This window comes from Gracilimonas sp., assembly GCF_035704785.1.
In the GTDB taxonomy this organism is placed as follows: Bacteria; Bacteroidota; Rhodothermia; order Balneolales; family Balneolaceae; genus Gracilimonas.
Genome location: NZ_DASSWP010000070.1, coordinates 1 through 12908 on the forward strand (window position 1 = coordinate 1; position 12908 = coordinate 12908).

Here is a 12908-nt window from a genome sequence, read left to right on the forward strand (position 1 = left end):
AAGTCCCAAGTCCCGACGACACCGAATCACTGAGTAAAGCAGGAGCGTTATTAGAATAGCGTAGCTGCAGGGCTTCAAATTGATCTTCAGGAAGACTTTCTTTGAGATAATTATAAGTGATCTCACTCCACCAGCTCATATTCAATTCCCATGCCATGAGTCGGCTTATGGCAAGGGAGCGGGCTGAACTCCATCGGATCGGTTCAATTTCAGCTAAGGAGAATTCAACCGGAAGCCGGTTCGAGTTATTATCAATAAAAGCATTCACCCCGTTTGAATAAGCAGCCAATACTCTTCTTTCATCTTGACCAAGGGTGTCCACCAGCTGTTGAGCGGTCTTCCAAAAACCCAGAGTCCGCTGGTATTTATCAAGACTGATCAGTTCTTCATCATTCCCAAAAAATTCAGCAAAACGACCTTCAGCAGCAATTTGAGTGAGTGTCATTTGCCAAAGCCGATCCTGCGCATGTACATATCCTAATGCATAATACAGATCCTGTTCATTGCCGGCATAGATATGAGGAACTCCGAATTCATCCCAATGGATATCCACACTTTCAGAGATCCCGTTCAAGGTGATAGAAGCATCATAATCCGGAAGTGGCTTATAGAAGGTCCAATAAATAGCCAAGCCCGCAAAACCGAGTATCAGGATAAAGAAGAATATCAGAAGCTTTGTAAAAGTGTTCATAGTGGAAACGCGTGAATGAAAATTGGCATCGGAAATTAAACAATCTGCAGGGTAGATAAACGTCTAATTTTATGAAAATAGTTTGGTGATTTGTAGAATTCGTTAATCGGTTAGCCGTGTGTATGTAAGGTAATTCTTTACAAAAACGAGGATATTCATATCCTCCCGTAGAAAAAACAACGACAATGAATGATTCCTGCCTATCATGTATTTATGAAGGAGACCCTACAATCAAAAGATCATCATGGAAGTAAATTCACACCGAATAACACGCGAACAAATTATTCAGCAATTGGAAGGCGGGCAGGCCCATCTCAAGATCGAAGAGCTGTTAGAAGAAATTGATTATGAGGATTTGGGAAAACGTCCTGAAGGATTGCCCTATTCCTTTTATGAGCAGTTTTTTCATATTCGTGTGGGGCAATTCGATATCCTCGACTTCACCCGAAATCCGGAATATGAACCGAGGGAATGGCCTGAAAAGTATTGGCCGTTAGAGCAAGGCCCGAAAAGTGAAAAGGAGTGGGAAGAGCTGAAGAAAGCATTTTTGAAAGAGCGGGATGAAATGATGAATCTGATCCTGGACGAGAATAATCCGCTCAATAAGCCTTTTGAACACGGGGACGGACAAACACTACTCAGAGAAGCACTTTTGGTGCTTCAGCACAATGCTTACCATACCGGTCAGCTGGCGATTATTTATCGCTTATTGAATAAGTAAGATCAAAAGAATTAAAATCGAAGGGAGAGGCAACTCATGCCTCCATCTAGTTTTTCAAACTCTGTCATTTCCAGTTCTATGATCTCGTAACCGGCATCTTCAACCTTCTTCTTAGTTTTTGGAAAACCTGCCGGAACCAAAACGGTGCCATTGATCCAGAGACAACTTGCGCCATAGGCTTCATCATCAGGTACTTCAATTTTGTTGAATGAATCAAAAATGCTCTTTCCTTTAAGCTCACCGTAAACCAGCAAGTTATTGTTCTCCAGGTAAGAAACTCCCGTTTTGAGATGTAACACATCACTCAGGTCAACCATGTGACCTGATAAATTGTATCGTTCTAAAATATCGATCAATTGTTGGGCGCCGTCTTCATTCGTGCGATCGGAGAGGCCTATAAAATATTCAGAGCTGATGGCCATTACATCTCCACCTTCCAGCGTACCGGGCGACTTTATTTGCTCGATCTGTTCATAATGTTTGTGAATGATATCCATTATGAGGGTAGTTTCTTTATTACGCGACGGAGCCCCCGGATTTGTGATCACGGCACAATGAGGAGTGCATACTGCTACGTCTTCCACAAAAACAGAATCCGGAAAGCGGTTGTCGGCCTCAAGCACATCAATTTTTAAACCAAGTTGCCTGAGCACTTCTATATAACGGGCGTGCTGCAGTAAGGCCTTATGATAGTCAGGCTTGCCAAGATTGGCTTCTGTGAGGCCTTCGACCATATTGGGACAAGGCTTTCGAACGATCGCATTATTGAACATAGGTTTGTGATCTGAGACTTATTGAAATATTTATATTTTTTATTCTTCGAACATCTCATTGAGTTGTTCCTGAACCCGGATGAACGTGGTTCTTTTTGTGAGTTCTTTCAGCTTTTTTGCGCCAACATAGGTACAGGTGGAGCGAACGCCGCCAAGAATATCCTGCACGGTATCTTCCACAGGTCCGCGGTATGGCACTTTCACTGTTTTACCTTCAGATGCACGATACTCCGCCACTCCACCAAAATATTTATCCATAGCCGTTTCAGAACTCATTCCGTAGAAAAGCTTGAACTTTTCGCCATCTTCTTCCACAAGCTCACCGCCACTCTCATCATGACCTGAGAACATGCCGCCAAGCATCACAAAATCAGCTCCGCCGCCAAAGGCTTTGGCAACATCTCCCGGCGACTTGCATCCTCCATCAGAGATGATCTGTCCGCCCAGGCCGTGCGCCGCATCGGCACATTCTATGATGGCAGACAGTTGCGGAAAACCGACTCCTGTTTTTAGTCTTGTAGTACAAACCGATCCCGGCCCAATTCCTACTTTGATGATGTCGGCCCCTGCAAGCAGTAATTCTTCCACCATTTCACCGGTTACTACATTTCCGGCCATGATCACCTGAGTGGGATATTTTCCTCGGACTTTTTTCACGAATTCAACGAAGTGTTCAGAATAGCCATTGGCTACATCAATACATATAAAACGGAGCTGAGGAAATTCCTTCATCAGTTTTTCCAATTTGGCCATATCGGATTTTCCGGTTCCCGTACTTACAGCGATATATTCTGTGATGTCATCATTAGTTGATTGGAAAAATTCTTTCCATTCTTCCATAGAGTAATGTTTATGAATGGCAGTGAATATTTTGTGTTCTGCCAAAGCCTTTGCCATTTCAAAAGTCCCGGTGGTATCCATGTTCGCTGCCATGATGGGAACCCCTGTCCAGTTCTTTTCAGCATGAAGAAATTTAAAGGTACGCTCCAACGAAACATTGGCCCTCGATTTCAGGGTCGAGCGTTTAGGGCGGATCATTACGTTTTTGAAACCAAGTTTGATGTCTAATTCTATACGCATGGGGTGGGGAATGTTAAATGAGGAATTTTGAATGTTGAATTGTTCTTCCCCAATGTGCAAAAAATGCTATCAAATTTGAAGATATAATTCATTGATTGTTATTTGTGAATGGTGGGTTGAAATATTCCAGCCCTGCTGACAACACCCTCCGCGAAATTTAGCGAGCTAAATTTTGGCACCTCCCTCAAGGGAGGAATTTCCGGAGTAGTTTTAATTTATTGAGTTCTCATTAACAACTATCCCGAATTTAACAACGAAGATTCTCCCCTTGAGTGGGAGATCAAAAAATTCAGCTGTTCCTGAATTTTTTTCGTGGGGTGTGGTCGCCATGGGCTCCACTGTCTTCACTACAACTACCACCACCACTTCAAAAATCGATCATTCGCTAATCAGTTAATCGCATATCAATAAACTTAAAATCACGGTATTGTCGGCTTCGCTTCAATGCTTCATCATATTTATTTCAGAAGATTGGCCTGTTAAAACCTTTAGGGTTCTGTATCTTCAAACAAAAAAATTAATGCCCCGATACAAACTCACCATAGAATACGACGGCACCCATTTCAGCGGTTGGCAAATTCAGCCTAAGGACGTTACCGTAGAGCAAGCCCTGGAAGATGCGTTCTCCACGGTCCTGCAGGAGCCGGTTGATCTGATCGGACAGGGGCGAACTGATGCCGGTGTTCATGCACGCGGACAAGTAGCGCACGTAGATCTGTCCGAAGGCATTGATATGGAAAAATTACTTTTAGGAGTGAATGGATTAGCGGGGAATCAAATTCAGGTTGTTAAATATGAAGAAGTAGATCCCGAATTTCATGCAAGATTTGATGCAATTGGAAGGGCCTATGAATACACCATCACCCGGCGAACAATGCCACTCCAACGACATTTTTCATGGACTTTAAAACAGCCGGTAGATATTGAAGTTCTTCACAAATGTGCTGCTTTACTTCAGGGGGAATTTGACTTTGCGGGGTTCTCCAAGTTCAATGAAGATAATTTCACTACTCTTTGTGAGATCCAGCGATCAGAGTTTGAGGTAGAAGGGGAGATCATTAAATACAGAATTCAGGCAAACCGATTTTTACGGAATATGGTACGCCGTTTGGCCGGGACAATGGTTCGTGTAGCACAGGGAAAAATGACGATGGAGCAGTTTAAGGAAGCCCTTGAAAATCCCAATTCAAAAATTCCCACCTTTACCGCTCCTGCACGGGGATTAGTACTCGAGAAAGTTTTCTATAAAAAGTGAAGAAAGGTGTTGAAAGTAGTTGGTTAATGTGGTTATATTTGTCGCCCCTTCAACGGGGTTTTTACTGAAACGAACTACTACATTCCTCGGTAGCTCAGTGGCAGAGCAGTTGACTGTTAATCAATTGGTCGTAGGTTCGAATCCTACCCGGGGAGCATTGTGCAAGCCTTAAACGTTATTTAAATATGCGTTTAAGGCTTTTTTGCTTTTAAGTGGGTACAACAAAGGTATAACACTCCCGATAGCTCCCCAACCGGGTAATCTGAGCTCTTCTGAAAACTTGTCAAAATTGGCTAAAAAATTTTTTCTCAAACATGCTACATTTTTGTGCGCGGGTTTCAAAATTAATTCCTTTACCACAAGACTTTTGAATCAGTAAAAAAGTACGCTCATAAATTTCGATTTTAAGCCTCGATCTCAATCTCACATAATACTAGGACTTGCCTGTCAAATGTCTAATATCTTCACTTTCCGTAATTAGTGAATATCAAAATTTATTGAAGTGGTATATTTAATCAGCAAACCAAATACACAATCAACAAACCTATGCATTTAATAAATCGAGCGGCTCTCAATATCCGAGCTAAACAACCCTTCATTGATTGGGCATCCCCTGATACTTTTAACCAAAAATCTCAGTATAAGCCTCTTCGAGCATCTCAACCTCATCACTGGTAAGACTTGCAAACTCTTTGTTCCTTGCCCTGTTGGATAGAAGACCATTATTCTGTCGCAGAAAACCAATAAGATTCTCTATGGTTTTGTCCGGCATATCAAAATGTTCCTGTATGAAATTTCTCATTTTGTCATGACGCTCAAGGTACTGCACTTCTTCCGGTAGTATTTTTAATACCGTTTCCTCTACACATTGGTAAAGAAATTCTGCCTGCTTGGTGGCATCATAGTAGCGGTATAAGTCGATGGTTTCATTTAGAACTTCAACATTACCATCCGGAGTTGACTTCCACTTAATGAAGTCAAGGCGTGGTTTCGAGAACGATTCTAACACTTTTTTGTACTCATCAATCCGATCTAAAATCACAGCGGAGACCGGGAAAATGAGTCCTTTAGGTGAAAAATCTTTCTTAGCCAACACATGATGAAAGATATACCGGTGCACACGCCCGTTCCCATCAGCAAAAGGGTGGATAAAAACAAAACCAAAGGCTATAAGAGTAGCCGCAAAAACAGGATCATATTCACTGTCAATTAGAGACTTATTGGCCTTTAATAGTCCTCCTATGAGCTGAGGTATATCTTGCCATCTGGCAGAGATATGATCAGGAACGGGTAACTTACTCACACGGTCATGAACACCAACAAACCCTCCCTCTGTACGCCAGCCCATTTCCACAAATCGTCTGTCTTCAATTACAATTTCTTGTAAACGCAGTAGTTCGTCTTCTGTGAGATCTTTTTGTCCAGCCTGTCCGATTGCTTTGCCCCAGCGCTGGGCTCGGTTTTCGGGAGGTGTTTCTCCTTCAATCGCGTATGAAGCTTTAGAATCTTTTAGTAACAGAAAAGCCGCAGCGCGTGATAAAAGATCCGGATGTACTTTTCCAATTGTATCCTTTACTTTTTTCTCCAGCTCATCGACACTAAAGCGCTCAAGAATTTCCGTACGATGTATTAATGGACAGAAATCTTTATTTCCCGGTAGATTGTTCCAAACGCGATGTCGCTGGGATCTTTCTTTAGGGCCCGGATATTGTAAGCTTGGGTCGAGTGCCTCAATATAGTTGCCAACCTGGGTATCTTCTACATCTAATCGCTTATTTGTAAGCCACTCATAGAAAAACCAGATGCGTCTGCTGTTTCGGCCTGTAGGCTGATCATTTACAATCGTTTCAATTTCTTTTTTATCTACGGTCTCAAACAATTTTTTAAGAACGAGTAGATTTACTCCCTCATACCTGAAGGCAAAGGTAAGGTGACCAAGAAGGGTAGGAGCCGGTTCCTGTACTGTTTTAAATACGCGCCAGTTACCTTTTATATAGCTTCTGTGCTTGTCGCTTATAGCTGATATCAAATCAGGTAAAGGGACTTCTAATTCATAGTGATGGATCAGAGCACTATATCCAGCCAGCTTCATTCCGGTTTCTGGAAGGGCGTAATTCCTGAAAATGGTTATACTTTCTTCAAATCGATTACTTTCGGCCATGATTTACAAATATCGATTATTATTTACTTTTGTAATAATATCGTTAAAATCGATTACTTTTTATAAAAAATGTTTATAAATAGGGGTTATTTATTGAAATCGGTTATTATTTTGGTATAATCCTTTCTATACCAGAAATACCCCAATTCTTTTAAATTGAATAGTTTGATTAGCCATAGTATTTCATATACGAAACTATTATATTGTATTTAGTTTCAAAAATGAAATATTATGAATAATAAAAGACCTATACTACTCCCAAAGCATGAACGTGCTTTAAGTCAGGTTGGTGAACAGTTTAAACTTGCTCGTCTCCGACGAAAACTTAGCATGGAACAGGTGGCAGAACGAGCAAACGTAGCGAAGTCAACCTTGTGGCGTATTGAAAAAGGCGATTCCGGTGTGGCCATGGGAAATTACTATCAGGTACTAATAGTGCTTGGATTGGATGATGATATCATGCAGCTTGCCGGTGATGATGAACTTGGCAGAAAGATTCAAGATGCCGGACTCAGCACAAAGAAAAGAGCACCTAAGTCAAGTGGAGACTGATAAAGATGAGCGGAGAGAAGTACCGTAAACAAATTCATGTATTCACTCATGGGCAAGGACAGGATACTCCTGTTTTAATGGGGGTACTGAATGTTTCAGAGGTTCGGGGAAAAGAAATTTTTTCTTTTGAATATGATAGTGAATTCCTCGATTCTGATTGGGCTATACAAATAGACCCTAATCTAAAATTGTATAGTGGTCCGCAGTATGTTCCAGACAATCAGGTTAATTTTGGAATGTTTTTGGATTCAGCTCCTGATAGGTGGGGACGTGTTTTAATGGAAAGGCGAGAAGCGGCAAAAGCCAGGGTAGAAGAACGGACACCTAAACGATTAATGGAATCGGACTATTTGCTTGGTGTTTACGACAAATCCCGGATGGGCGCACTTAGATTTAAAACAGAGATGGATGGTCCATTTTTAGACAATGACGATAGGCATTCTACCCCGCCTTTTACTTCACTTCGAGAGCTTGAACATGCTAGCCTGGCTTTAGAAGATGAGGAAAGTTTTGATAGCCAGGAATACCTTCAGCAATTATCGCTATTGGTTGCTCCCGGCTCTTCATTGGGAGGGGCTCGTCCTAAAGCTAATGTTAAATCCTCTGATGGTTCGCTATGGATTGCTAAATTTCCAAGTCGTAAGGATGAAGTCGATCAAGGCGCTTGGGAGTATGTTGTATATCAATTGGCTTGCAAATGTGGAATTAAAATGGCTGAGTCCAAAGCGGAAAAGTATTATTCTGACCGCCATACATTCTTAACAAAACGCTTCGATCGAGACAAAAATGGTAATCGTATTCATTTTTTCTCTGGCATGACTTTACTCGGTTACCAAGATGGAGCAGATGCACAAGCGGGGGTAAGTTATCTGGAACTGGTTGAGCTACTGATCCAGAGAGGTGGTAATGACATTGAGCAAGAGTTAGAGCAGCTGTGGAGAAGAATTGTATTTAGTGTCTGTGTATCTAATACGGATGACCACCTTAGAAACCACGGCTTTATTTTAACGTCAAAAGGAATTCGGTTAAGCCCGGCTTACGATATCAATCCAAACCCGAAAGGATATGGGTTAAACCTAAACATTGATGAGCAGAATAATGAATTGAACACAGAATTAGCTCGTAGTGTAGCTCCATATTTTAGAATGGATGATCCAAAAGCCAAATCAATTATAAAAGATATAAAAAAAGCAGTCCGTGGTTGGGAAACCATTTCAGACTCCCTTTCCATTAGCAGAAGAGAGAAAAACGAAATGGCTAAGGCATTTACTAATGAGTAGCGTACAATAATTCTGTGGAATGATATGAGTAAACCGGAATAAAATAGCATTCTTGACAGCCTTATTATTCTAAAAAAGACTATCTATACAAGAAATAGCCCAATTTTTTTAAACGAATCCCAAAAAGGACTCATCAGGTGTATTAAACAGCGGTTTGTAATTCGCGAATCACGAATTATTTTAACTATTCCGTCTATTCTTTAAAATGTAACCTGATTTATCGGAATAGGTTTGGGTAGGGGAAAGACCGATGAACGCACAGAAAGTTAAGAAAGGCCAAAATGACACCATTTCACCGGTGAACAATAAAGTGGGTACATTGGTGGGTACAGGTACTTAAAAAATCTACTTATAAAGGTTCATAAGCGGATTTATAGCATGACTGTTAATCAATTGGTCGTAGGTTCGAATCCTATCCGGGGAGCTTTGAAGCCTTAAACGTTATTAAAACATGCGTTTAAGGTTTTTTATTTACCCATGGTATAACAAAGTACAACATTCCCAATAGCTCCCCCACCGGGTAATCTGAGTCCTTCCTAAAGCTTCCAAGAATTACCTCAAAAATTTTTTCTCAAAACCTGCTCCATTTTTGTAGGCGGGTTTTCAGCTTCACCATTCTTTCCTGATTATTGGATATCCACTTTTTGGATGTCGGCAATGTAGAAAATTTCATTACCAATAAAATCGATTTTGCCACCGATTACCTGAAAATAATCTCCGGTTTGTAATGGTGGTTCAGTTTCCGACAGCAACTTTGTTATAGGCTGATCTGATGTTGAACCGCCCTCATTTTCCCATCGCTCTTGCAGTTTATAATATTTTGCCGATTCACCCGACAGGTCCAATTTGATCTTGAGTTGATACTTGTTGTCTTCCATAATCTCTCTCTGTTAACTATTAACTTTAAAATATAGAAGTTTTTCATTAAGTCTTACTCCTTTCACGAACAGGTACCCATAGTAGTATTCCTGGATATTGTTCGATTGTACTCTTGAACATGTATTTTTCGGAATCACCAAAGAATAATTGAGTGATATATACAGCACTTCACAATAATTATGTAATGCTTTACGGCAGTAAGTAGGACAACTTGACTTCATAATCATTCAGCACTTAATCGCACAGAAGGATGTCAATAACTGCCAACACACTAAAGAAAACGTCCTCAAATGATAATTCTTCCAATACTGATAAAACTATAAAAGACTTTGTAAACATCAATACCACCTCAATGCTGCTTAAAACGGTTATTTCAAGAAAAATTAAACCCGAATCATTAATTACACATCATTTCAAACTAGATGAAATGTTCAAGGCTGATGAAGTTTTTGGCAATGCTTCAAAAGAAAAAGCGATGAAGGTAATATTAATGAATCAAAGAAACTAAAAAAGCAGTCTTACAACTACTTTATACGGACGCCTAATGAACACTTTAAAAATATTCACCATACTTATTACACTTTTCTTAGCGACAGGTTGTACTAAGTCGCAAACTACGCCACAAACTACTGAAACTGAAGACGCCATCGACGAAATGGTCTTTGGCCTGCCTGAAGCAGAGGTCTATAGAGATGACTATGACGGGCCTCCTGTTGTGGGGGAGTACATAACAATGCTGCCCAATCTGTCCCCGCTAGACTATGAAGGAAACAAGCATCATAACATTCGACTGGACACCTTTGCCCAGGAAATCGAGGTCGCTAATAACGTCCGTTACCTTGCATGGACTTTTGGTGGTATGGTTCCCGGTCCGGTTATTCACGTCCGCGAAGGTGATCGAATTACCTTCACTATGAAGAACCGCTCTGGTGAAGAAGTTGTCATTACAGAACCCGGAGCTACACCATCCTCTGACTATGCTCGACAGATAGCTGAAAATAACTACATGGAAACAAAACCTTCGGTGATGGCGATGCCTCACTCCATGGACTTTCACGCAGGTACCGTGGCACAAGATGACAAATGGAGAACCATTGGACCCGGGGCAACCATCAAGTTTGATTGGGTTGCTAACTACCCAGGTACTTATATCTATCACTGCGGAACACCAAGTGTGCTGATGCATACTTCGATGGGGCAACATGGTGTTGTAGTTGTATCGCCTAAAGACGGATACCCAACTGATTATGAAGTTGACCGCGAATATGTGGTGGTTCAATCTGAATATTACCTTACAAAAGGCCCGGGCGATCTTTATCAATATGATTCTGAGGCCGCACTAAATAAAAACCCGTCCCAGGTGGTTTTTAACGGACATAAAACCATTTTACACGAGCAGCCACTTGAAGCAAATGAAGGCGACCGCGTGCGAATTCACTTTTCAAATAACGGCCCCAGCGGAATTTCGAGCTTTCACATTATCGGGGCGTTATTTGACCGTGTGTGGTTAAATGGGCACCCTTTTAATGAGATGAGAGGCATGCAAACAGTACTACTTGGCGCATCCGGATCAGCAACAATAGACTTTATCGTACCCGAGGAAGGCGAATATACACTGATTGATCACGAATTTGCCGATGCTGAAAAAGGAGCTACAGGTACACTGAAAGCAGGGCCTCCTCAAGAATAAACTATATCACCAGAAATCTATGATAAACGGAGCCAAGCTATGACACTCATGACAATACTCGGATACATTACTATTGGAATTATCATTGGATGGTTGAGCCGAATCATCACAAAAGATCGGGGCGTCACCATGATTCCCAGTTTAGCTTTTGGTGTACTCGGGTCTTTAGCAGGAATGGGCATCGTTCTAATTATAGACGTGGCAGGTGCTGCTTTTTATGCCGCAATTGGGGCTCTCTGTATCTTATTTACTGTGAATGTTTTTAGCCATGAAACGGCCAATGTTTTTAGTCATGAAACGGCTTTTTTCGGAAAAACCAAGAAGCTTAAAACCTAAATTATTTATAATCTTTTTGTTCTCGAACTTCGTAGTGCTGTGAGTGATCATCGTATCTTTTCAGGACTTTCTTTGCCTTGGCGGGCACATAGGAATGCTCATAATCTTCTCCTGCAAATTCCTTGACTGCATCCCAGGAATCAAAATACATAATAGTAATAAACTCAACTTCTTTTTCATGAGGTTTTCTCAACAATTGAATACTTTTGTAACCATCTACTTCTTTCTCAGCTATAGCTGGAAGTACTTCCTTGTAGAAAAGTTGTTCGTATTTAGTTGCATTATCATGGGTTGTCAATCCATTCCAAATTCTAAAAATCATCATAAATTTTTATGACAGCGCTTTTTGTCTATCCCACATACTGGGGGGTTCAATTTTAGCAGCTACCAACTAGGGGTAATTGTGAGAATATTGTTAGGTCAAAAAGTATTTTTTAATTCAACACTTTAGTCACCTAAGCCCGACTAACTCCAAACTTCCGGGGAGTGATGAAACCTTGAGCGCTATTTAAACATTCGTTTAAGGCTTTTCTGCCGCCTCTTGGTTGACAAAAGTATAATATCCCTAAAGCCCCCCAGCCTAAAAGTAAACCCTATTTTCAGATTCCCCAGCCAACACTTCTCGCAGGAAAAATCTCGATCTCCAGTCCGCGGCCATCAAATAGGCTGCGACCCCAAACTTGGAAATATAAATGCGTTGCCCGAATATCATGCGATAATTCCTAAGGGCAAGATCAACATGGTGGCTTTGAGGGAAATGGTAATCGGCTTATAATTCATACTTAGAAGCTAAGCATCCCCACAGAGATAATTGACTCTGATTGTACACGCAAAGCTATCCCCGAACTACTCTGATGGCAAAGTACAAGATCATCAATCCAAAGACCAGGTTAAGGCGCCCCAGCCAGCTTGAGATTTTTCGGAAGGTTTGTGTGTGATTTGAATCCGGATTGGATTCCATCAACTCAGCGGCTTTGGGGCCAAAGTAAAAATCATGTAGTCCGCTGATGATGAGGACGATACTGAAAATGATAAGTTTGATTCCGAGAAAATACCCAAATCCTGCTTGCCAGAAATCAAAGGAGAAAAATAAACGCCAGTCAAATCCACGGGTGGTCAAATTGGTAATTCCGGTTATGATCAGGATCAAGAACAACACCCAGGAAATATGGCTGAATTTTTCACCGATAATCTTAAAGAATGTCCCCCGATTTGGCGCTATGATCTTATGGCGTGAAGCCGGAACCAAAACCATCACCGTAAAAAGCATTCCGCCAATCCAGAAAATAGCAGACAGAATGTGGATGAATAGGGAGATGTAGTACATGAGTTAAAATCAAAGTTTATATAAAAGCATCCTCGCAGCGTTCGATAGATCCTGCGAGCGTTGCGGCCGGACGCTTTGAGGACCTACGGACGCTCAAAGGTTCTCCATCGATGGTTTCATTTATATTTTTCTATCGATATTTCTTAATATTTGCACCAAAACG

General features: G+C 41.2%; 13 protein-coding genes, 1 tRNA gene and 1 pseudogene. 8 read left to right on the forward strand and 7 right to left on the reverse strand.

Annotation, left to right across the window (positions count from 1 at the left end):
* A partial coding sequence (locus VFM80_RS03890) for a penicillin acylase family protein (RefSeq protein WP_395069746.1) occupies nucleotides 1–691 on the reverse strand: 691 nt, incomplete at its 3' end.
* A gap of 244 nt (nucleotides 692–935) precedes the next feature.
* On the opposite strand from VFM80_RS03890, the gene VFM80_RS03895 reads away from it, so the two are divergent.
* Nucleotides 936–1412, forward strand: a complete 477-nt coding sequence (locus VFM80_RS03895; protein ID WP_395069748.1) for a DinB family protein — start codon at nucleotides 936–938, stop codon at nucleotides 1410–1412.
* 11 nt (nucleotides 1413–1423) lie between these two features.
* Here VFM80_RS03895 and VFM80_RS03900 read toward each other — a convergent pair whose 3' ends face one another.
* Both VFM80_RS03900 and VFM80_RS03905 read right to left on the reverse strand, forming a co-directional pair.
* Nucleotides 1424–2185, reverse strand: a complete 762-nt coding sequence (locus VFM80_RS03900; RefSeq protein ID WP_395069750.1) for a dimethylarginine dimethylaminohydrolase family protein — start codon at nucleotides 2183–2185, stop codon at nucleotides 1424–1426.
* Nucleotides 2186–2224: 39 nt separating this feature from the next.
* Nucleotides 2225–3265, reverse strand: coding sequence for a GMP reductase (locus tag VFM80_RS03905; protein WP_395069752.1), 1041 nt, complete (start codon nucleotides 3263–3265; stop codon nucleotides 2225–2227).
* Nucleotides 3266–3785: 520 nt separating this feature from the next.
* Here VFM80_RS03905 and truA point away from each other — a divergent pair.
* Nucleotides 3786–4520, forward strand: coding sequence for a tRNA pseudouridine(38-40) synthase TruA (gene truA, locus VFM80_RS03910; protein WP_395069754.1), 735 nt, complete (start codon nucleotides 3786–3788; stop codon nucleotides 4518–4520).
* 83 nt (nucleotides 4521–4603) lie between these two features.
* Nucleotides 4604–4675, forward strand: a tRNA-Asn gene (locus VFM80_RS03915).
* Nucleotides 4676–5142: 467 nt separating this feature from the next.
* Here VFM80_RS03915 and VFM80_RS03920 read toward each other — a convergent pair.
* Nucleotides 5143–6681 (reverse strand): Fic family protein, encoded by a 1539-nt coding sequence (locus tag VFM80_RS03920; protein WP_395069756.1) that lies wholly within the window; start codon nucleotides 6679–6681, stop codon nucleotides 5143–5145.
* Nucleotides 6682–6912: 231 nt separating this feature from the next.
* On the opposite strand from VFM80_RS03920, the gene VFM80_RS03925 reads away from it, so the two are divergent.
* Nucleotides 6913–7233 carry a helix-turn-helix domain-containing protein gene (locus VFM80_RS03925; protein WP_395069758.1) on the forward strand — a complete coding sequence of 107 codons (321 nt, stop codon included), beginning with the start codon at nucleotides 6913–6915 and terminating at the stop codon, nucleotides 7231–7233.
* Nucleotides 7234–7238: 5 nt separating this feature from the next.
* The gene (locus VFM80_RS03930) at nucleotides 7239–8513 is read left to right on the forward strand and encodes a type II toxin-antitoxin system HipA family toxin (RefSeq protein ID WP_395069760.1); all 1275 of its coding nucleotides are present in this window, start codon (nucleotides 7239–7241) and stop codon (nucleotides 8511–8513) included.
* A gap of 626 nt (nucleotides 8514–9139) precedes the next feature.
* On the opposite strand, the gene VFM80_RS03935 is transcribed toward VFM80_RS03930, so the two are convergent.
* Nucleotides 9140–9391, reverse strand: coding sequence for a hypothetical protein (locus VFM80_RS03935; RefSeq protein ID WP_395069761.1), 252 nt, complete (start codon nucleotides 9389–9391; stop codon nucleotides 9140–9142).
* 332 nt (nucleotides 9392–9723) lie between these two features.
* Here VFM80_RS03935 and VFM80_RS03940 point away from each other — a divergent pair.
* From VFM80_RS03940 to VFM80_RS03950, 3 genes and pseudogenes are all read left to right on the forward strand, one after another.
* A pseudogene (locus VFM80_RS03940) lies at nucleotides 9724–9900 on the forward strand (alcohol dehydrogenase); the annotation flags it as partial.
* Nucleotides 9901–9936: 36 nt separating this feature from the next.
* Entirely contained in the window at nucleotides 9937–11082 is a 1146-nt protein-coding gene (locus VFM80_RS03945; protein WP_395069763.1) for a multicopper oxidase domain-containing protein, read from the forward strand.
* 39 nt (nucleotides 11083–11121) lie between these two features.
* Nucleotides 11122–11418: a hypothetical protein gene (locus tag VFM80_RS03950; protein ID WP_395069765.1), complete on the forward strand. Its 297-nt coding sequence runs from the start codon at nucleotides 11122–11124 to the stop codon at nucleotides 11416–11418.
* 1 nt (nucleotide 11419) lies between these two features.
* Here the strand turns inward: VFM80_RS03950 and VFM80_RS03955 are convergent, their stop codons facing one another.
* Together VFM80_RS03955 and VFM80_RS03960 are read right to left on the reverse strand one after the other, a co-directional pair.
* On the reverse strand, nucleotides 11420–11743 hold the full coding sequence (locus tag VFM80_RS03955; RefSeq protein WP_395069767.1) for an antibiotic biosynthesis monooxygenase: 324 nt from the start codon (nucleotides 11741–11743) through the stop codon (nucleotides 11420–11422).
* 510 nt (nucleotides 11744–12253) lie between these two features.
* Nucleotides 12254–12745: a DUF4149 domain-containing protein gene (locus VFM80_RS03960; protein ID WP_395069769.1), complete on the reverse strand. Its 492-nt coding sequence runs from the start codon at nucleotides 12743–12745 to the stop codon at nucleotides 12254–12256.
* Nucleotides 12746–12908: the final 163 nt, after the last annotated feature.